The sequence below is a fragment of the Kitasatospora arboriphila genome (assembly GCF_039528095.1).
Taxonomy (GTDB): Bacteria; Actinomycetota; Actinomycetes; order Streptomycetales; family Streptomycetaceae; genus Kitasatospora; species Kitasatospora arboriphila.
Window position 1 is genome coordinate 117306 of sequence record NZ_BAAALD010000007.1, and the last position, 19368, is coordinate 136673.

The following is a 19368-nucleotide window of genomic DNA, read 5'->3' on the forward strand; positions in this document are numbered from 1 at the left end:
CCCCCCGGCGGGCCCCCCCCCCCGGCCCCCCCCCCGGGGCCGGGTCCCCCCGGTGGCGCCCCCACCCCCGCCGAGTCCGCCGCCCCCCCCCCCCCCGCCGAGGCCGCCGGCCGCCCGGTGGCCGTCACCGCGGCTGCCGACGGCACCGTCCGGACCTGGGACCTGGCCACCGGGCGGCAGGCCGCCGCGCCGCTGCCCGCCGCGGCCGCCGTCCTCGCGGCAGTCGTGACGGCAGGCCGCACCCTGCTGGTCCGCATCGCCCCGGACGGCACGGTGCGCACCGCCGACCCGGCCACCGGCGAGGAGGTGCACCGCCCCTACGACAGCGCGCAGGGGCGCGTGCTGGCCGCGGCCACGGCGGTGCCCGACGGCCGCCCCGTCCTCGTCACCGCAGGCAGCGACCGCACCGTCGGCGTGCGGGACCTGACCACCGGCGAGCCGGTGTTCGAGCCCCTCACCGGTCACACCGGCCGGGTCACGGCCGTGGCCACCACCCTGCTCGGCGGACGGGCCGTCGCCGTCACCGGCAGCTGGGACCGGACGGTGCGGGTGTGGGACCTGACCACCGGCCGTCCGGTCGGCGGACCGCTGACCGGCCACACCGACTGGGTGACCTCGGTGTCCACGGTGGTGCTCGACGGGACACCGGTCGCCGCGAGCACGGCGCGCGACGGCACGCTGCGGCTGTGGGACCTGGCGGGGATGGCGGAGATCGGCCGTGCGGAGATCTCCGCGGCGCCGTCCGCGGCCACGGCGGTGCTGGTCGGGACGGCAGGGGGACGGCCAGTGGCGGCCGTTCGCGAGGAATGTGCGGTGCGGTTCCTCGATCCGCTCACCGGCCGCAGGGCCGGCGCCGACCGCGTGCTGCCCGAGCCCGTGCAGGCGCTCGCCGCCGCCCCGGACGGACGGCTGGCGATGGCGTTCGGGTCGCACGTCGCCGTCCTCGTGCCGCGCTGACACGGGGAGCGTGCGCGGAGGAGGGCGAGGGGCGGTCGAGTGGGGGGCGCCACGGTGGTGCGTTCGTCGACGGGTCCGCGGCGGGCGCCGGAGCGGCGGACCTGCCGGGGGTCAGTCGATGGTGCAGTCGCCCTTCTTGGCACCGTCCGGGCAGGGGAAGCGGGTGACGGTCTCGGCGAAGGCACGGCCGGAGTCCACCACCGACTGCGGCACCTTCAGCTGCCACCGCGGGCTCTGCACCAGTGCCTTCCAGCCGTCCAGGCCGAGCGGCGGCCGCTCGCGGGTCACCGTGATCGGCACCCCCTTCTGGCCCGTGTACTGGTCGAGCGTGCCGTTCGCCGCCACCACCTGGACGGTGGTGCCGTCGGGCCGGGTGAGATCCATCATCTCGTCGTACAGGCCCGCCACGTCGGTGCCGGTGACGAACATCCGCAGCCGGCCGCCGTCCGGCAGCTGCTCGGTCCTGCACAGCGGCGCCTCGTAGCCGCTCTTCCGGGTGCCCTCGTCCGAGCCGCCCTGCCAGGTCTCGCAGGTGACCGGGCTCGGCGGCCGGCCCTGGCTCACCGTCACCATGACCGTGGAGGGCCCGTGGCCGTCGTCGTACTCCAGCTCGATGTAGCGCTGGTTCGGCTTGGTGTTGAACTTCACGCCGAACGCGTTCAGGTTGCCCAGCCGGGCGCCCGGCGGCAGCAGGTCCGACAGGATCTTCGTCATCGCCTGCCAGGTCAGGTCCGCCGTCCCCGGCTCGGCCACCGCGCCCTTGCTCGGTGACACCGTGCCCGTGCCGGATTCCGCACCCGACGGCCCTTTGCCCGCGGACGGACTCGCGGCGGACGGACCCGCCGCGGAGGGGCTCGCGGCGGGCGGCCCCCCCCCCCCCCCCCCCCCCCCCCCCCCCCCCCGGGCGGCGCGGCGGCCGGGGCCCGCGGCACCGGCCGCCTGCAGCGTCCGCCGGATCCGCAGCCGCTTCCGCCCGGCGCGCTTGCCCTCGGCCACCATCTCGCCGATCGGTGGGCTCAGTTCATGGACGCTCTCGGCGAACATCCCGTTCAGGTCGTCCTCAAGACCCATCTCAGCACTCCTCGTGCGCTCGTCGTTCCTCAGTGCCGGAACAGCAGTTCGCGGTCCTCGCCCAGCAGTTCGCGCAGCTTGGCCAGGCCGCGCGTGTTCAGCCCCTTGACGGCGCCGACGCTGCAGCCGAGCGTCTCCGCCACCGATTCGAGGCTCTGGTCCTCCAGGTAGCGCAGCACCACGGCCGCCCGGTTGCGCGGCGGCAGTTGCCGCAGCGCGGCCAGCAGCGTCAGCCGCAGTTCCGCCGTCCGCCCGCCCTCGCGGCCGTCCGGCAGGTCGGGCACCGATCCGGTGGGTATCTCCCCGGAGCGGCGCAGCCGGCGCTGCGACAGGTAGGTCCGCAGCAGCACCTTGCGGGCGTACGCGTCGAGGCCGGTGTCCGGGACGGTGCGCCCCAGCCGCCCCCAGGAGGCGTACAGCTTGGCGAAGGTGACCTGGACGAGGTCCTGCGCCTGGTGGAAGTCACCGCACATCAGGTACGCGACCTGGAAGAGCCTTCGCGCTCGTGTGGACGCGAACTCGTCGAAGTCGAGTGCCTCGTGCATGGTTTCCCCCGGGCTGCGCCGTGCTCGGCCGATCTGCTGTCACCCTGACAAGACGCCTCGACCCGGGCCGGGGTCGCACGCGATCTGACGGTCTTTTCGCCCGGGTGCGCGCCGGACCGGGTGCACCCGCGGGCGGCCCCGCCCGGCGGGCCGGTGTGCGGGAGCGGTCGGTAGGGTGCTGGTGCGGGCGGGGCGCACCGGCCCGCCCGCCCGCACCACCGAGAGGACCCCGCCATGCCGGCCGCAGCAGCCACCGGACCCGCCGGCCCGTCGATCGCCCGGTTCGGCCTGGGCACGGCGGCGGTCGGCCGGCCCGGCTACATCACCCTCGGGCGGGACCTCGACCTGCCGGCCGAGCGCACGGTCGAGGCGCTGCGGGAGCGGACGCACGCGCTGCTCGACGCCGCCTTCGCGGCCGGCGTCCGGTACTTCGACACGGCCCGCTCCTACGGGCGGGCGGAGGAGTTCCTCGGCGGGTGGCTGGCCGCCCGGCCGCGGGCGGCGGCCGAATCGGTGGTGGGCAGCAAGTGGGGCTACACCTACACGGCCGACTGGCGCGCCTCGGGCGTGCCCGTCCACGAGGTCAAGGAGCACGCGGTCGCGGTCTTCGACCGGCAGGTGGAGGAGACCCGGGCGTCCCTCGGCCGGCTGCCGGACGTCTACCTCGTCCACTCGGTGACGCCCGACAGTCCGGCGCTGACCGACCCGGCGCTGCACGAGCGCCTGGCCGGGCTCGCCGCGGAGGGCGTCCGGGTCGGGCTGTCCACCAGCGGGCCGGCCCAGGGGGAGGCGGTGCGGGCGGCGCTGGCGGTGGAGTTCGAGGGCCGGCCGCTGTTCTCCGCCGTCCAGTCGACCTGGAACCTGCTGGAGACCTCGGCGGCGCCGGCGCTCGCCGAGGCGCACGCGGCCGGCTGGCTGGTGGTGGTGAAGGAGGGCATGGCCAACCGCCGCCTCGCCGACCGGTACGCGACCGGCCCCGACACCGCCGTGCTGCGGGAGGTCGCCGCCCGTACCGGTGCCTCCTGCGACGCCCTGGCGCTGGCGGCCGCCGCCGCGCAGCCCTGGGCCGACCTGGTGCTCTCCGGCGCGGCCACCGCCGGGCAGCTGGCCTCCAACCTCTCGGCCGCCGGGCTGGCCGTCGCGCCGTCCGACCTGGCCGGGCTCGCGGTGCTCGCCGAGCCGGCGGAGGCCTACTGGCGGACGAGGGCCGCGCTGCCCTGGGCCTGAGCGGCCCGGCGGAGGCCCGGACCGCGGATGCGCCGCAGCGGCGGGTCGGGGACGGGCGGGTCAGCCCACCCAGCTGCCGGTCATGCCGAGCACCGCGGAGCCGTCCAGGTCGGTCAGCTTGGTGCCGGTGAAGCCGCGGGCCCAGTCCGAGGTCTGCAGGCGGAACGGCGGGCGCTCGGCGGTCAGCGCTTCGATGACCGTCCCGGCGGCCTCGGCCGGGGTCTGCGCGCCGTTGAGGAACTGCGCGACGGTGCGGTCGAGGTAGGCGCGGAGGGCGGGGGCGTACGGGCCGGCCGCGGCGACCTCGGCCTCCAGGTCGAGGCCGATGTTGTTGACGAACTCGGTGGCGACGGCGCCCGGCTCGACGACGCTCACGGCCACGCCGACCGAGGCGGCGACCGGGGCGAGGCTCTCCATGTAGCCCTCGACCGCGAACTTGGCGGCGCAGTACGCCTCGTTGAAGGGCTGCCCGATGACGCCGCCGACGCTGGTGACGGTGATCAGCCGGCCGGCGGTGGCGCGCAGGTGGGGGAGCGCGGCCTTGGAGACGTTGAGGACGCCGAAGAAGTTGACCTCCATCACGGCGCGGACGTCCGCGACGGTCTCGTTCTCCAGGGTGCCGAGGTGCCCGGCGCCCGCGTTGTTGACGACCGCGTCGAGGCGGCCGTGGTCGGCGACCACCCCGTCGACCACGGCGGCGACGGAGGCCTCGTCGACCACGTCGAGCCGGCGGACGTCCAGCTCGACACCGGCCTCGGCGGCGGCCTTGCGCAGCGCGTCGGCGCGGTCGGGGTCGCGCAGGGTGGCGACCGTCCGCCAGCCGGCCCGCGCGGCGGCGACGTCGGTGGCGAGGCCGATGCCGGAGGAGGTGCCGGTGATCAGGACGACCTTGGAGGAGGACATGGTGAGGGTTCCTTCCGGAGCGGGGGACGGCCTGGCAGCCGCAGCACCCCTTCGGTGTGTGCACACACACCTTAAGCATTGCGTGCACACACACGCAAGTAGGTGCGTGTGCACGCACGCACGATAGAATCGCGCCCATGGCGACCAGGAAGCTCACCCCGGCGGAGATGTCCGAGGCCGACCACGCCTTCTACGGCCTGGTCTGGGCCGGCACCACACTGACCGAGCGCGTCGACCGCGCCCTCACCAAGGCGCACGACCTGCCGGTCTCCTGGTTCGAGGTGATGCTCTGGCTCGCCAACAGCGAGGAGCCGGTCGCCGCCTCCGTCCTCGGCAACAGCACCATGCTCAGCCGCAGCCAGGTCTCCCGGGTGCTCGACGCGCTCCAGGCCCGCGGCCTGGTCTCCCGCACCCCCTCCGCCCGGGACGCCCGCTCCGTCGAGGTGGCGCTCACCGCGCAGGGCCGCGAGCTGTTCACCGAGGCCGACGCCACCCGGCGCGCCTGCCTGGCACCGGTCTTCATCGACGTCCTGGACCAGCAGGACCTCGCCGCCCTCGGTACGGTCTGGCGCAAGCTCAAGGCCCACAAGGAGGACTGACGCCCCGTACGGCGCCGCTCCACTACGGGCCCGGCGCCGCCTCCCGGACACCCGCCCCGGCCTCCCGTAGGGTGGCACGCGTCCCAGGTGGCCTGAGGCCGGAAGGCGCGCGTGGCGGGTACGGAGAAGCCCGGCGGCGGGCCGCGGCAGCAGCGCACGGAGGACGGCGCGCGGGACGGCACGGCCGGGCCGCGCTCATGGGCCCCGCTGCTCGCCGTGTGCGCCGGGTACTTCATGGTGATCCTCGACGTGACGATCATCAACGTCGCCGTCCCGGTGATCGGCCGGGAGCTCGGCGCCTCGCTCACCGGCATCCAGTGGATCACCGACGGGTACACCCTCGTCTTCGCCGGACTGCTGCTCACCGGCGGGGCCCTCGGCGACCGGCTCGGCAACCGCCGCGTCTTCTGCGCCGGCGTCACGGTGTTCACCGCCGCCTCGGCCGGCTGCGCACTCGCCGGGAACACCCCCGTCCTGGTCACCGCCCGCCTGGTCGAGGGCCTCGGCGCCGCGCTCATCGTGCCCGGCTCGCTCGCCCTGCTCCAGCAGTCCTACCCCGGGGCCGCCGCCCGCTCCCGCGCCTTCGGACTCTGGGGCTCCATGGCCGGCATCGCCGCCTCCGCCGGACCGCTGCTCGGCGGCGTCCTGGTGAGCTCGGTCGGCTGGCGCTGGGTCTTCCTGATCAACCTGCCGGTCGGCGCCGCCTGCCTCGCCCTGACCCTGCGGCACGTCGACGCCTCGCCGCGCAACCCCGCCCGCCCGGTGGACTGGCCCGCACAGTGCGCCGTCGTGGCCACCGTCGCCCTGCTCACCACCGCCCTCAACGAGGCCGGCCGGCGCGGCTGGACCGACCCGGCCGTGCTGGCCGCGGCCGGCCTGGCACTGCTCTCCGCGGCCGCCTTCGCGGCCCGCGAACGCTGGGCCCGCGCACCCGTCCTGCCGCTGCGCCTGCTGCGGTCGCGCGCCCTGAGCGGCGCCGCGGTGATCGGTCTGCTCTTCAACTTCGCGTTCTACGGCATGGTGTTCACCGCCAGCCTGGACTTCCAGCACCAGCGCGGCTGGAGCGCACTGCGCACCGGCGCCGCGCTCTTCCCCGCAGTCGCGATGACCATGTTCGCCTCCGTCCTCTCCGGCCGGCTGGCCCGCCGGACGGGCCACCGCCCGCTGGTGGTCACCGGCCTCCGGCGGGGGGGGGGGGGGCCCGCCGGGGGGGGGGGCGGGGGGGGGGGCGGCGGCGGGGGGGGGGGGGGGGCGCCCGCCGGTCTGGCCGGTGACCCGGGGGCCCTCGACCAGGTAGGCGGTGAAGCGGGGCATCTCGTCGAAGACCCGGATCTCGAAGCCGCCCGGGTCCCGCAGCCGGGCCCGGACCCGCCGCACGTGCATGATGTTCATCTCGACGGAGCGCCCGAGTTCGCCCCGGCCGAGGCCGAGTTCGCGCTCGCGCCGCCGTACCGCGCTGCTGGCCGGGTTGAGGAAGAGCAGGCGGACCCGGCAGCCCTCGCCGGCGAGCCGCACCAGGCGCTTGCCGGTGTAGTTCTGGCAGAGCATGCCGAGGCCGATGCCGACGGCGTCCAGCCGGCGGGCGCCGTCGAGCAGGTCCTCGACGGGGAGTTCGCGCTGCAGGCGGACCCGGTCGGCGTGCACGGCGACGACGTCGGCGTAGCGGCCGGCGACGAGTTCCTCGACGACGTCGGCGGGGACGCCGCCCGCGCCGCCGTCGAGCAGGCTGAGCAGCCGGGCGGCGGCCCGCTCGGTCTGGTCGAGGACGGTCTGCGAGAGGCTGCGGTTGCGGGAGACGACGTGCCGGGCCACCTCGAGTTCGTCGAGGGCGAGTTCGACCTCGCGGCGGTCGAGGACGTACGGCTCGAAGCAGGGCCAGTGCTGGACCATGAGCTCGCGCAGCTGCGGCAGGGTGAGGAAGACCAGCGGGTCGTCGTCGGCCGGGTCGAGCAGGTAGCCCTTGCGGCGGCTGACCTCGCGGACGGCGCCGGCCCGCAGCACCCACTCCTCGCCGACCGGTCCGGCGGCGGCGGTGACCCAGTCCTCGCCGTGGGCGGGGGCGTAGACGGGGCGCAGTGCCTCGTCGACGAGGGCGCGCAGGCGCTGTTCGACCAGGTTGAGCCAGACGTAGGCGCGGCCGGTGAGGCGGACGCGGCGGTAGGCGTGCTCCCATTCGAGGGCGGTCCAGCCGAGCGGGGTGCCGTCGCCGGGGGCCGGTCCGGCGGGCCGGCCGGGATGGCTGGAGCGGATGACGACGGTCGGCGCCTCGCTGCGGCCCGGCTCCGGCCCGTCGAGGCCGTCGCCCCGGCCGTCGGCGGGGAACCCCATGCGCTACCTCACCTCTCGGCCGCCGCTCGTCGCGAGCGCCGGACCGTCCACTGACAGCGTCTCCACCATGGCGGCCTTGACAGAGCCTGTCTCCGCATGGGCCGGCGGTGCGCGCCGCCGGACGATCAAGGGTACTGCGCGCTCCGGGCGGGACGCAGCCTGTTGACGGCACAACAATTCGAGGGGAGGGCGGGCGGCGGCCCGAGCGCCGGGTTTTCGCGCCACGGACACCCGTTCGGGCGAACAACAGGTGAATGGGTTCGGTCGGCGGGCGGGGGTTGGGGAGTATGCGACGTGTGCCGTACGTGTGCCGTGCGTCACGCCGAGGGCGGTCCGCACATGCCGGGGCCCGCTCCCGGGCAGATCCGAGGGAGCGCCAGTTCCCCCACGGAGCAAGGAAGTTGAGGTCCCTCATGCAGGTCTGGCCAGGGCAGCCCTACCCGCTCGGCGCCACGTACGACGGGGCCGGAACCAACTTCGCGGTGTTCTCGGAGAGCGCCGACCGGATCGAGCTGTGCCTGCTGGAGGAGGACGGCTCGGAGACGGCGATCGAGCTGCGGGAGACGGACGCCTTCGTGCGGCACGCCTACCTGCCGGGGGTCCAACCGGGCCGGCGGTACGGGTTCCGGGTGCACGGCCCGTACAACCCGGGGCTGGGGCAGCGGCACAACAGCGCCAAGCTGCTGCTGGACCCGTACGCCAAGGCGATGAGCGGGGACATCGACTGGGACGAGTCGGTCTACGGCTACCACTTCGGCGCGCCGGAGCGCCGCAACGACCTGGACTCGGCGCCGCACACCATGCACTCGGTGGTGATCAACCCCTACTTCGACTGGGGCACCGACCGGCCGCCGCGCACCGACTACCACCGGACGGTGCTGTACGAGGCCCACGTGAAGGGGCTGACCCGGCTGCACCCGGAGATCCCGGAGGAGATCCGCGGCACCTACGCGGCGCTGGCGCACCCGGCGCTGATCGAGCACCTGGCGAAGCTGGGCGTCACCGCGATCGAGCTGATGCCGGTGCACCAGTTCGTCCGAGACCACCGGCTGCGGGACCTGGGGCTGTCGAACTACTGGGGCTACAACACCATCGGCTTCTTCGCGCCGCACGCCTCGTACTCCTCGACGGGGGACCGCGGGCAGCAGGTGCAGGAGTTCAAGTCGATGGTGAAGGCGCTGCACGCGGCGGGGATCGAGGTGATCCTCGACGTGGTCTACAACCACACCGCGGAGGGCAACCACCTGGGCCCGACGCTCTCCTTCCGCGGTCTGGACAACGCCTCGTACTACCGGCCGGCGAAGGACCGCCGGTTCTACGAGGACACCACCGGCACCGGCAACAGCCTGCTGATGCGCAGTCCGCACGTCCTCCAGATGATCATGGATTCGCTGCGGTACTGGGTCACCGAGATGCACGTGGACGGCTTCCGGTTCGACCTCGCGGCGACCCTGGCCCGGCAGTTCCACGAGGTCGACCGGCTGTCCTCGTTCTTCGACCTCGTCCAGCAGGACCCGGTGGTCTCGCAGGCCAAGCTGATCGCCGAGCCGTGGGACCTGGGCGAGGGCGGCTACCAGGTCGGCAACTTCCCGCCGCTGTGGACGGAGTGGAACGGCATGTACCGGGACACCGTCCGCGACCTGTGGCGCGGCGAGAACGCCGCCCTGGCCGAGTTCGGCTCCCGGCTGACGGGCTCCTCCGACCTCTACCAGGACGACGGCCGCCGGCCGATCGCCTCGATCAACTTCGTCACCTGCCACGACGGCTTCACCCTGCGCGACCTGGTCTCCTACAACGAGAAGCACAACGAGGCCAACCACGAGGGCAACCGGGACGGCGAGTCGCACAACCGCTCGTGGAACTGCGGCGCCGAGGGCGAGACGGAGGACGAGGCGGTGCTGGAGCTCAGAGCCCGCCAGCAGCGCAACTTCATCGCCACCCTGATGCTCTCCCAGGGCGTGCCGATGCTCGCGCACGGCGACGAGTTCGGCCGCACCCAGCAGGGCAACAACAACGCCTACTGCCAGGACAACGAGCTCACCTGGGTCGACTGGCCGAAGGGCGGCGCCGCCGCGCAGCTGCTGGAGTTCACCCAGGGCATGATCTGGCTGCGCCGCGACCACCCGGTCTTCCGCCGCCGCCGCTTCTTCCACGGCCGGCCGGTCTCCGGCACCCACGACGACCTCACCGACATCGCCTGGTTCACCCCCGGCGGCGAGGAGATGACCGACCAGGACTGGAAGACCAGCTACGCGAAGTCGCTGACGGTCTTCCTCAACGGCAACGCCATCTCCGAGCCGGACCGCCGCGGCGGCAAGATCGTCGACGACTCCTTCCTGCTGCTGTTCAACGCGCACTCCGAACCGCTGGAGTTCACCGTCCCGGCCGGGCACGGCGAGGCCTGGCAGCTGGTCGTCGACACCGCGCAGCCCGTGCTGCCCGCCCGCGGGACGGGCACCCGGGTCAAGGCCGGCGACTCGCTCTGGCTCACCGACCGCTCACTGATGGTGCTGCAGCGACCCGCGTGACGGCCGGGGCGCGGGGGACGACCGGGGTGGGCCATTCGTGCCACCCGGGCCATAGCCGCGCCCGGGCCAGGGTAGGGATCACCCCATGACGTCCGCCGCCGCACACCCACCGACGGCCAGTTACCGGCTCCAGCTCCAGCCGGGCTTCACCCTGCGCGACGCCGCCCGCGCCGTGCCGTACCTGGCCGCACTCGGCGTCTCCCACCTGCACCTGTCCCCGCTGCTGGAGGCCGTCCCCGGCTCCACGCACGGCTACGACACGGTCGACCACAGCCGGATCAGCGAACAGCTCGGCGGTGAGGCTGCGCTGCGCGCCCTGGCGGACGAGGCCCACCGGCACGAGCTGCGGCTGATCGCCGACGTGGTGCCCAACCACATGGCGCTGCCCGTCCCCGAGCAGCTCAACCAGCCGCTCTGGCAGGTGCTCCGGGACGGCCCCGACTCCCGCTACGCCACCTGGTTCGACATCGACTGGACGGCGCAGCCCGGCCCCTTCGACGCGCCCGGCCGCGGCCGGCTGCTGCTGCCGCTGCTCGGCGACCGGATCGGCGCGGTACGGGACCAGCTGGTGGTGGACGGCGAGGTGCTGCGCTACCACGACCACGCCTTCCCGCTGCGTCCCGGCACCGCGCACCTGCCGCTGCCCGACCTCCTCGACCGCCAGTGGTACCGGCTGGCCTGGTGGCGGCTGGCCAGCAGCGAGCTGAACTACCGGCGGTTCTTCGCGATCAACGACCTGATCGCGGTGCGGGTCGAGGTCCCGGAGGTGTTCCGGGCCACCCACGAGGTGCTGCTGCGGCTGCACGGCGAGGGCGTGCTCGACGGCTTCCGGGTGGACCACCCCGACGGCCTCGCCGACCCGCGCGGCTACCTGCGGCGGCTCGCCGAGGCCACCGGCGGGGCGTACACCGTGGTGGAGAAGATCCTCATCGGCGACGAGCGGCTGCCCGCGGACTGGCCGTGCGCCGGCACCACCGGCTACGACGCGCTGCGCCGGATCGACGGGGTGCTCACCGACCACGCCGGTGCCGAGCGGCTGGTCGCCGCCTACCAGCGGGACGTCGCCGACCGGACGACCGCGGCCGAGGCCGCGCTGCGCGGCCGCGCCGAGCTCACCGTCCCGGACGGCGAGCTCGCGGCCGAGGTGGACCGGCTGCTGCGGCTGGTGCGACGGATCGGCGCCGCCGACAGCGCGGTCGCCGACCACCCGCGGCCCGCGCTGCGGGACGCCCTGTGCACCCTGCTCACCGAGCACCCGGTGTACCGGCCGTACGTGGTGCCCGGCGAGGAGCCCCCGCCGGAGGCCGTCGCGCACCTGGCGGGCGGCGCCGAGGGCACCGCGGACCGGCTGCTGCGCGACCTGGCGCTCGGCCGGCTCGGCCGCAGCCCGGAGAAGGACGAGTTCTGCCGCCGGTTCGCCCAGACCACCTCGGCGGTGGCCGCCAAGGGCGTGGAGGACACCGCCTTCTACCGCTGGAACGCGCTGGTCTCGCTGAACGAGGTCGGCGGCGACCCCGGCCGGCCCGGCCTCGGCCCGGGTGCCTTCCACCGCTGGTGCGCCGACCAGGAGCGGGACCGGCCCACCGGGATGACGGTGCTCTCCACCCACGACACCAAGCGCAGCGCGGACGCCCGGGCCCGACTCGCCGTGCTCGCCGAGCTGCCCGACGCCTGGGCCGCCGAGTGCGCGGCCTGGACGGCCGCCGCCGGGCCCTGCCCGGACCGCAACACCGCCTGGCTGCTGTGGCAGACCCTGGTCGCGGCCTGGCCGATCGACGAGGAGCGGCTCGTCCAGGTGGTGCTGAAGTCCGCCCGGGAGGCGAAGCTGCGCACCTCCTGGACGGCCCCCGACGAGACCTTCGAACGGCTGCTGACGGCGTACGCGCGCGGAGCGCTCGCCAACGCCGGGCTCTGCCCCCGGATCGCCGGCTTCGTGCAGTTGCTCGCCCCGTACGCGCGGTCCAACACCCTCGCCTCGGCGCTGCTGCACCTGACCGTGCCCGGGGTGCCGGACCTGTACCAGGGCAGCGAGGAGCCGCTGCACACGCTGGTCGACCCGGACAACCGGGCGCCGGTGGACCTCGGGGCGCTGGCGGTGCGGCTGACCGACTCCGCGGCCGACCGCGGCGCCGACCTCGTCCGCGAGAAGCTCCACCTCACCACCACCGCCCTGCACCTGCGGCGCGACGTGCCGCTCGGCCCGTACCGGCCGCTGGAGGCCACCGGCCGGACGGCGGCGCACCTGCTCGCCTTCTTCCGCGGCCCGCGGGTGATCACCGCGGTGACCCGGCTGCCGTACGGCCTGCAGCGGGCCGGCGGCTGGGGCGAGACCGTGCTGGAGCTGCCCGAGGGCCGCTGGACGGACGAACTGACCGGGCGGCACTACGAGGCCGGCCCGTTGCCGGTCTCCTGGCTGCTGGAGCGCCACCCGGTCGCACTGCTCACGGAGGGCCGTTGACCACGTACCGCGTATGGGCACCCGAGGCGGACATGGTGGAGGTCGAGGTCGACGGACGGCCGCACCCGATGGCCCGCGAGGGCGACGGGACGAGCGGCTGGTGGCAGGGCGAGGCGCCGGGCGGCGACTACGGCTTCCGGCTGGACGGCGGCCGGGCGCTGCCCGACCCGCGCTCCCCCCGGCAGCCGGACGGCCCGGACGGGCTGAGCCGGGCCGTCGACCACGCCGCCTTCCGCTGGTCCGACACCCCGTGGCGGGGCCGCCCGCTGCCCGGCAGCGTGCTGTACGAGCTGCACGTGGGCACCTTCACCCCCGCCGGGACCTTCGAGGCCGCGGCCGAGCGGCTGGACCACCTCGTCGACCTGGGCGTGGACTTCGTCGAGCTGATGCCGGTCTGCCCGTTCCCCGGCCGGTACGGCTGGGGCTACGACGGGGTGTCGCTCTGGGCGGTGCACGAGCCGTACGGCGGCCCGGACGGCCTGAAGCGCTTCGTCGACGCGGCGCACCGCAAGGGCCTCGGCGTGGTCCTCGACGTGGTGCACAACCACCTCGGCCCGTCCGGCAACTACCTCCCGGTGTACGGGCCCTACTTCACCGACCGGCACCACACGCCCTGGGGCTCGGCGGTCAACCTGGACGCACCCGGCTCCGACGAGGTGCGGCGCTACCTGATCGGCAGCGCGCTCGGCTGGCTGCGGGACTACCGGATCGACGGGCTGCGGCTGGACGCGGTGCACGCCCTCGCCGACGACCGGGCGCTGCACTTCCTGGAGGAACTCGCCGTCGAGGTCGAGAAACTGGCGGACGCCACCGGGCGCCCGCTGTTCCTGGTCGCCGAGTCCGACCTCAACGACCCGCGCACCACCGCCCCCCGGCAGGCCGGCGGCCTCGGCCTCGCCGCCCAGTGGAGCGACGACTTCCACCACGCCCTGCACACCCTGCTGACCGGCGAGTCCGGCGGCTACTACGCCGACTTCGCGGCCGACCCGTACGCGGCCTGCGCCAAGGCGCTGACCCGCGGCTTCTTCCACGACGGCAGCTGGTCGTCCTTCCGCGGCCGCTCGCACGGCCGGCCGTTCCCCACCGCGTACGGGCACCGGCTGCTCGGCTACGCCCAGACCCACGACCAGATCGGCAACCGGGCGGCCGGCGACCGGCTCTCTTCGACCCTCTCCCCCGGGCGGCTGGCCGCCGGTGCGGCGCTGGTCCTCACCTCGCCGTTCACCCCGATGCTGTTCATGGGCGAGGAGTGGGGGGCGAGCACCCCCTGGCAGTACTTCACCGACCACACCGACCCGGCCCTCGCCGAGGCCGTCCGGCAGGGCAGGCGGCGGGAGTTCGCCGCGCACGGCTGGCAGCCCGAGGACGTGCCCGACCCGCAGGCCCGCTCCACCGTGCTCGGCTCCACCCTCACCTGGGCCGAACGCGTCCAGGAGCCGCACGCCGGCCTGCTCGACTGGTACCGGCGCCTGATCCGGCTGCGCCGCACCCACCCCGAGCTCACCGACCCGGACCTCGGCGCCGTCCGGGTCGACCACGACGCCGCCGCACAGTGGCTGGTCGTGCACCGCGGCCCGTTCCGGGTGGTCGTCCACCTCGGCACCGACGCCCCGCAGCGGATCACCCTGGACGCCCCCTACACCCGGACCCTGGCCCTGTACGGCGACTGCTGGCCCGAGTCCGACGGCTCCCTCCACCTCGCGGCGGAGTCCACGGCCGTGGTGCAGGTCGGCTAGAGCGGACACTCCAGGGGCGCGTGGGGGGCTTGCCCTACCTGCAGACGACGAAGCGCTTGTACGGGTGGCGGCCCGTGCGGTCGCCGATCTCGCGGCAGGCGGCCTGCAGGTCGTGCAGGTCGGCGACGGAGAGCTCCAGCGGGGGCTCGTCCGGCTGGAAGGTCGTGCCGAGCGGGTAGTCGGTGCCCGGCTCGGTGGTCATCTCGATGTGGCAGCCGAGCACGTGGGTGACCTCGCGGGTGGCGGTGAACTCCACCAGGCGGTCGACGGTGCGGGTGAAGGCCGGCCAGTCGTTGACGTACAGCCGGCCCGGGTAGACGGTGTCGCCGGTGAGCAGGAAGCCCGTCCGCGGGTCGTGGTAGGTGACCGAGGCCGCGTGGTGGCCGGGGGTGGCGAGGCACTCCAGCACCCGTCCGCCGAGGTCCAGCTCCCGGCTCTCCTCGCCCTCGAAGCCGAACCAGGCGAGCGCCTCGGCGGCCGGCACCAGCTCGGTGTCCGGCCGGTCCGCGAACTGGCCGTCGCCCGCCGTGTGGTCGCCGTGCCCGTGGCTGTGCAGCACCAGCAGCGGCAGGCCCGGGCTGTGCTCCTCGATCAGCTCGTCGACGGTGCGGCGCAGCGGCAGGTGCGCCGGGTCGGCCGTGGCGCCGGTGTCGATCAGCACGGCGCGTTCGGTGCCGAACAGCAGGTACAGGAACGGCGCCTCGTAGTGGACGGCCTTGTTCTGCCGCAGGATGTAGGTCGCTTCGTCGACCCGGTGGACCTGCAGGTCGGGGTCGGTGTTGTGCTTCGAGGACGTCGATCCGTGGATCCAGCGGACGTCCAGCGGTGTGCGGTGCTGCGTGTTCATGGCATCCCCCTTCGCCCGCGAAGTTATCAGGGCCCGGGCCCGTTCAGCGGAGGAAGGCGGTGATCCGGGTGCGCAGGCCGGCAGCGTCGAGGCCGTAGGCGGCGAGGTGCTCGGGGATCGAGCCGTAGTGGCGGTGTTCCTCGCGCGGGACGCCGAGGCCGAGGACGCGGTGCGGCAGGTCGGCGAGGGCGTCGTGGGCGGCGCCGGCGGAGGTGCCGGCGAGGTAGGGCTCGACGAGGACGACGTCGGGCCGGTCGCCGGCGGCGGCCCGCAGTCCGGCGGCGTCGAAGGGGCGGACGGTGGCCGCGTACAGCACGGTGAGGTCGAGGCCCTCGGTGGCGGCCAGGACGGCGTCGAGCATCGGGCCGACGGCGACGACCGTGCCGCGGCGGCCGGTGCGGACGGGCAGCAGCCGGCCGGGCTCGACCGGGCGGGCGGTGTCGTTGCGGTGGGCGGAGAGCCGCAGGTAGACCAGGCTGTCGCCGTCGGCGGCGGCGTGCCGCAGCAGGGTCTCGGCCTCGTCCGGGTGGCCGGGCACGTGGACCGTCCAGCCGGGCAGGGTGTCCAGCAGGGCGACGTCCCCGGGCGCCATGTGGGTGCGGCCGCCGGCCGGCCAGTCGTACGAGCCGGCGGCGCTGACCAGGACGGCGCCGACGCCCTGGTGGACGAGGTCGAGCTTGACCTGCTCCCAGGGCCGTTCGATCAGGAAGCTGGCGAAGGTGTGGGCGATCGGGCGCAGTCCGGTGAGGGCGAGTCCGGCGGTGACGCCGATCTGCAGTTGCTCGCGGATGCCGACGTTGACCACCCGGTCGGGGTGGCGGGCGGCCGCCGGGCGGAAGGAGTCGGCGCCGATGTCGGCGAGCACCAGGGCGAGCCGCGGGTCGTGGTCGAGGAGTTCGGTGGTGACGGCGGCGAAGCGCTCGCGCATGGTCTCCATGGCAGGGGCCTTTCTCGGGGGCGGAGGTGTCCGGGGCTCGGGTCGGGTTCTCGGGTTCGGTTCTCGGGTTTCGGTTCCCGGGTTCAGTACTTGGGTTCGACGCGGGCGACGACGGCGTGCGGGCGGCCGGGGTGCGGGGCGGTGAACGCGGCGTGCAGGGCCTCGTGGTCGCGGCCGTCCACGGTGGCGGTGGACCAGCCCTCGGCGGCGAAGCGGGCCTCGATGGCGCCGCGCCGGCCGTGGGTGGCGGAGGAGTTGTCGATCACCACGGTGTGCAGCCGGTCCAGGCCGACGGCGCCGGCGAAGGCGATCGCCTCGTGGTTGCTGCCCTCGTCCAGTTCGGCGTCGCCGACCAGCACCCAGACCGCCGGGTCGGTCAGGCCCTGGGCGCGCAGGCCGAGCGCGGTGCCGGCGGCGAGCGGCAGGCCGTGGCCGAGCGAGCCGGAGGCGATCTCGGCGCCGGGCACCAGCAGCCGGTCCGGGTGGTGGCCGAGCGGGGAGTGGTAGCCGCCGAAGCCCGGCAGGACGGCCTCGTCGAGGAAGCCCCTGGCGGTGAGGACGGCGTAGTAGGCCATCGGGCCGTGGCCCTTGGAGAGCAGGAAGCGGTCCCGGGCCGGGTCGTCGGCGGTGTCGGGCGCGACCCGCAGCACGCGGTCGTAGAGCACCCAGAGGGCGTCCAGGGTGGAGGTGGCGGCGGGGCCGTGCTTCTCGTCGCCGGTCATCAGGGCCATCAGGGCGGGCAGGTCGGCGAAGCCGTACGGCCGCCGGCCGGTGGTTGCGGTGGTCATGCCGACCAGCGTGCAAGTTGAAGTCGGCTTCAGGTCAAGCGGCTATCCTCGGCCGCATGGGACCGACCCGCCACGACCTGCTGACCATCGGCCAGCTCTCCGCCCGCAGCGGCCTCGCCACCTCCGCGCTGCGCTACTACGAGCGGATGGGGCTGATCCACGCCGAGCGGACGGCCGGCAACCAGCGCCGCTACGCCCGGGCCACGCTGCGGCGGGTCGCCTTCGTCCGGGCGGCGCAGCGGGTCGGCCTCTCGCTGGAGGAGGCCCGCACCGCCCTGGACCGGCTGCCCGAGGACCGGGCGCCGAGCACCGCCGAGTGGGGCGAGGTGGCTGCCACCTGGCACGAGCGGATCGACCGGCAGATCGAGGAACTCCAGCTGCTGAAGCGTAAGTTGACCGGCTGCATCGGCTGCGGCTGCCTGTCGCTGTCACGCTGTGCGCTGTACAACGCGGGCGACCGGGCGGCGGAGGCCGGCCCGGGTGCGCGGTACCTGCTGGGCGACCGGCCGGGCGAGGGGGCCTGACGGCGCGTCGCTCCCGGTACGCACCACCGCCGCAACGGCCCGACCGGATCGGGCGTTCGGCCGCTGGAGGCACCTGCCGCCCGTCTATGCTGCCCCGGTGAGAGTCGAGCGGCTGCGGGGAGACGGGTCATGACCGAGCATCAGGACATATCGCTGGACTGGATGTCCGACAGCGGCGAACCGCACGCGCCGGTGGACCTGCGCCCGGAGGTCCCGCACCCGGCCCGCATGTACGACTACTACCTGGGCGGCAAGGACAACTTCCCGGCGGACCGGGAGGCGGCCGAGAAGGTGCTCGCGCTGAGTCCGCTGGTGCGGCTCAGCGCGCTGGCCAACCGGGCGTTCCTGCAGCGGGCGGTGCGCCACCTGGCCGAGGCCGGGGTGCGGCAGTTCCTCGACATCGGCACCGGCATCCCGACCGCGGGCAACACCCACCAGACCGCGCAGCTGGTGCACCCGGACGCCCGGGTGGCGTACGTGGACAACGACCCGATCGTGCTGGTGCACAGCCGGGCGCTGCTGGCCGGCTCCAGCCGCGGCACGGTGACCGTCACCCAGGCCGACCTGCGCGACCCGGAGAAGATCCTCGCCGACCCGCAGGTGCGCGAACTGCTGGACCTGGGGCGGCCGGTGGCGCTGCTGCTGTTCGCGGTGCTGCACTTCGTGGACGACGCCGACGACCCGTACGGCATCGTGCGGACGCTGGTCGACGCGCTGCCGCCGGGCAGCCACCTGGCGCTCTCGCACGGCACCGGGGACTTCGTGCCGGCGTCCGAGGCCGAGAAGGGCCCGGCGATCTACCGCAACGCCACCGCGCAGCTGAGCATGCGCACCAAGGAACAGGTGCTGAAGTTCTTCGACGGGCTGGAGCTGCTGGAGCCCGGCCTGGTGACGGCCCCGCTGTGGCGGCCGGACACGACGCCCTCGGCGACCGACGCCGAGGTGGGCATCTGGGCGGGCGTGGGCCGCAAGCCCTGAGCCGCCCGTACCGCCGCCCGCCGGCGCCCGCACCCCCCTGGTGACTCCGGGGGAACGGGCGCCGCACGGCGGCTACTTGACGGATCCGGCCATCGCGCCCTGCACGAAGTAGCGCTGGCAGGAGAAGAAGACGGCGACCGGCACCAGCAGCGACAGGAAGGCGCCGGGGGCGAGCACGTCCAGGTTGCTGCCGAACTGCCGCATCTGGGACTGCAGCAGGACGGTGAGCGGCTGGGAGTCGCTGCCCGCGAAGACCAGCGCCACCAGCATGTCGTTCCAGACCCAGAGGAACTGGAAGATCGCCAGTGAGGCGAGGGCGGGCAGCGCGAGCGGCAGCGCGAGCCGGCGGAAGACCCGCCACTCGCCGCAGCCGTCGATCCGGGCGGCCTCCATGATCTCCTGCGGGATCTCCAGGAACTGGTTGCGCAGCAGGAAGACGGCGAACGGCAGGCCGTAGGCGACGTGGAACAGCACCACGCCGGGGACGGTGCCGAACAGGCCGACCGCGCCGAGCAGCCGGGCGACCGGTACCAGGCCGATCTGCACGGGCACCACCAGCAGGCAGACGACGACCAGGAACAGCCAGTCCCGGCCGGGGAATTCGAGCCAGGCGAAGGCGTAGCCGGCGAGCGCCGCGAGCACGACGGTGAGCGCGGTGGCGGGCACCGAGATCAACACGGTGTTCCAGAACGCGCCGAGCACCTCGCCGCCGCCGAGCAGGGCGGTGTAGTTGTCGAGGGTGAGCCGGGCGGGGTGGGCGAGCACCGTCCACCAGCCGGAGGCGGCGCTGTCCTCCTTGGGCCGCAGCGAGGTGAGCAGCAGGCCGACGGTGGGCATCAGCCAGAGCGCGGCGGCGACGAGCAGCACCGCCTGGACGGCGCCGCCCCGGGTGCGGGCGGCGATCCGGGCGGCGAGGCGGGGCCGCGGCCGGGTGGACCCGGC

The 19368-nt window shown here is 74.7% G+C and carries 15 protein-coding genes and 2 pseudogenes; 9 read left to right on the forward strand and 8 right to left on the reverse strand.

Going from position 1 to position 19368, the window contains the following annotated elements:
- The first annotated feature begins 117 nt into the window (after positions 1–117).
- The gene (locus ABD353_RS06165) at positions 118–957 is read left to right on the forward strand and encodes a WD40 repeat domain-containing protein (RefSeq protein WP_344622444.1); all 840 of its coding nucleotides are present in this window, start codon (positions 118–120) and stop codon (positions 955–957) included.
- 111 nt (positions 958–1068) lie between these two features.
- Here ABD353_RS06165 and ABD353_RS06170 read toward each other — a convergent pair whose 3' ends face one another.
- Both ABD353_RS06170 and ABD353_RS06175 read right to left on the reverse strand, forming a co-directional pair.
- A complete protein-coding gene (locus ABD353_RS06170) occupies positions 1069–1731 on the reverse strand; it encodes a hypothetical protein (protein WP_344622445.1) in 663 nt (220 codons plus the stop codon).
- Positions 1732–2057: 326 nt separating this feature from the next.
- The gene (locus tag ABD353_RS06175; protein ID WP_344622446.1) at positions 2058–2573 is read right to left on the reverse strand and encodes a SigE family RNA polymerase sigma factor; all 516 of its coding nucleotides are present in this window, start codon (positions 2571–2573) and stop codon (positions 2058–2060) included.
- A 234-nt stretch (positions 2574–2807) separates the two neighbouring features.
- Between ABD353_RS06175 and ABD353_RS06180 the strand changes: the two genes are divergently transcribed.
- Entirely contained in the window at positions 2808–3800 is a 993-nt protein-coding gene (locus ABD353_RS06180; protein ID WP_344622447.1) for an aldo/keto reductase, read from the forward strand.
- 60 nt (positions 3801–3860) lie between these two features.
- Here ABD353_RS06180 and ABD353_RS06185 read toward each other — a convergent pair whose 3' ends face one another.
- On the reverse strand, positions 3861–4703 hold the full coding sequence (locus ABD353_RS06185) for an SDR family NAD(P)-dependent oxidoreductase (RefSeq protein WP_344622448.1): 843 nt from the start codon (positions 4701–4703) through the stop codon (positions 3861–3863).
- Positions 4704–4840: 137 nt separating this feature from the next.
- Between ABD353_RS06185 and ABD353_RS06190 the strand changes: the two genes are divergently transcribed.
- The gene (locus ABD353_RS06190; protein ID WP_344622449.1) at positions 4841–5302 is read left to right on the forward strand and encodes a MarR family winged helix-turn-helix transcriptional regulator; all 462 of its coding nucleotides are present in this window, start codon (positions 4841–4843) and stop codon (positions 5300–5302) included.
- A gap of 234 nt (positions 5303–5536) precedes the next feature.
- Positions 5537–6418, forward strand: a pseudogene (locus tag ABD353_RS06195) (MFS transporter); the annotation flags it as partial.
- A 150-nt stretch (positions 6419–6568) separates the two neighbouring features.
- Here ABD353_RS06195 and ABD353_RS06200 read toward each other — a convergent pair.
- A pseudogene (locus ABD353_RS06200) lies at positions 6569–7630 on the reverse strand (SAV2148 family HEPN domain-containing protein); the annotation flags it as partial.
- 413 nt (positions 7631–8043) lie between these two features.
- On the opposite strand from ABD353_RS06200, the gene glgX reads away from it, so the two are divergent.
- The 3 genes from glgX to treZ all read left to right on the forward strand — a co-directional run bounded on the left by glgX (position 8044) and on the right by treZ (position 14352).
- Positions 8044–10158 carry a glycogen debranching protein GlgX gene (gene glgX / locus ABD353_RS06205; RefSeq protein ID WP_344622450.1) on the forward strand — a complete coding sequence of 705 codons (2115 nt, stop codon included), beginning with the start codon at positions 8044–8046 and terminating at the stop codon, positions 10156–10158.
- Between the two features lie 85 nt (positions 10159–10243).
- The gene (gene treY / locus ABD353_RS06210; protein ID WP_344622451.1) at positions 10244–12616 is read left to right on the forward strand and encodes a malto-oligosyltrehalose synthase; all 2373 of its coding nucleotides are present in this window, start codon (positions 10244–10246) and stop codon (positions 12614–12616) included.
- A gap of 32 nt (positions 12617–12648) precedes the next feature.
- Positions 12649–14352, forward strand: a complete 1704-nt coding sequence (gene treZ, locus ABD353_RS06215) for a malto-oligosyltrehalose trehalohydrolase (protein WP_425555086.1) — start codon at positions 12649–12651, stop codon at positions 14350–14352.
- A gap of 34 nt (positions 14353–14386) precedes the next feature.
- On the opposite strand, the gene ABD353_RS06220 is transcribed toward treZ, so the two are convergent.
- The 3 genes from ABD353_RS06220 to ABD353_RS06230 all read right to left on the reverse strand — a co-directional run bounded on the left by ABD353_RS06220 (position 14387) and on the right by ABD353_RS06230 (position 16924).
- On the reverse strand, positions 14387–15199 hold the full coding sequence (locus tag ABD353_RS06220) for an MBL fold metallo-hydrolase (RefSeq protein ID WP_344622453.1): 813 nt from the start codon (positions 15197–15199) through the stop codon (positions 14387–14389).
- Between the two features lie 43 nt (positions 15200–15242).
- Positions 15243–16136, reverse strand: coding sequence for a transketolase family protein (locus ABD353_RS06225; RefSeq protein WP_344622454.1), 894 nt, complete (start codon positions 16134–16136; stop codon positions 15243–15245).
- Between the two features lie 83 nt (positions 16137–16219).
- Positions 16220–16924, reverse strand: a complete 705-nt coding sequence (locus ABD353_RS06230; RefSeq protein WP_344622455.1) for a transketolase — start codon at positions 16922–16924, stop codon at positions 16220–16222.
- A 56-nt stretch (positions 16925–16980) separates the two neighbouring features.
- Here ABD353_RS06230 and soxR point away from each other — a divergent pair, with 56 nt between their 5' ends.
- A complete protein-coding gene (gene soxR / locus ABD353_RS06235) occupies positions 16981–17448 on the forward strand; it encodes a redox-sensitive transcriptional activator SoxR (protein ID WP_344622456.1) in 468 nt (155 codons plus the stop codon).
- Between the two features lie 129 nt (positions 17449–17577).
- Complete coding sequence (locus tag ABD353_RS06240) at positions 17578–18426, forward strand: SAM-dependent methyltransferase (protein WP_344622457.1); 849 nt, start codon at positions 17578–17580, stop codon at positions 18424–18426.
- Positions 18427–18498: 72 nt separating this feature from the next.
- Here the strand turns inward: ABD353_RS06240 and ABD353_RS06245 are convergent, their stop codons facing one another.
- Positions 18499–19329 (reverse strand): carbohydrate ABC transporter permease, encoded by an 831-nt coding sequence (locus ABD353_RS06245; RefSeq protein ID WP_425555087.1) that lies wholly within the window; start codon positions 19327–19329, stop codon positions 18499–18501.
- Between the last annotated feature and the right edge of the window lie 39 nt (positions 19330–19368).

Coding starts and splice junctions, on each gene's coding strand:
- glgX (WP_344622450.1), top strand. CDS start 8,044: ATGCAGGTCTGGCCAGGGCAGCCCTACCCGCTCGGCGCCACGTACGAC.
- ABD353_RS06230 (WP_344622455.1), bottom strand. CDS start 16,924: ATGACCACCGCAACCACCGGCCGGCGGCCGTACGGCTTCGCCGACCTG.
- ABD353_RS06240 (WP_344622457.1), top strand. CDS start 17,578: ATGACCGAGCATCAGGACATATCGCTGGACTGGATGTCCGACAGCGGC.
- treZ (WP_425555086.1), top strand. CDS start 12,649: ATGGTGGAGGTCGAGGTCGACGGACGGCCGCACCCGATGGCCCGCGAG.
- ABD353_RS06180 (WP_344622447.1), top strand. CDS start 2,808: ATGCCGGCCGCAGCAGCCACCGGACCCGCCGGCCCGTCGATCGCCCGG.
- treY (WP_344622451.1), top strand. CDS start 10,244: ATGACGTCCGCCGCCGCACACCCACCGACGGCCAGTTACCGGCTCCAG.
- ABD353_RS06225 (WP_344622454.1), bottom strand. CDS start 16,136: ATGGAGACCATGCGCGAGCGCTTCGCCGCCGTCACCACCGAACTCCTC.
- ABD353_RS06190 (WP_344622449.1), top strand. CDS start 4,841: ATGGCGACCAGGAAGCTCACCCCGGCGGAGATGTCCGAGGCCGACCAC.
- ABD353_RS06185 (WP_344622448.1), bottom strand. CDS start 4,703: ATGTCCTCCTCCAAGGTCGTCCTGATCACCGGCACCTCCTCCGGCATC.
- ABD353_RS06175 (WP_344622446.1), bottom strand. CDS start 2,573: ATGCACGAGGCACTCGACTTCGACGAGTTCGCGTCCACACGAGCGCGA.
- soxR (WP_344622456.1), top strand. CDS start 16,981: ATGGGACCGACCCGCCACGACCTGCTGACCATCGGCCAGCTCTCCGCC.
- ABD353_RS06220 (WP_344622453.1), bottom strand. CDS start 15,199: ATGAACACGCAGCACCGCACACCGCTGGACGTCCGCTGGATCCACGGA.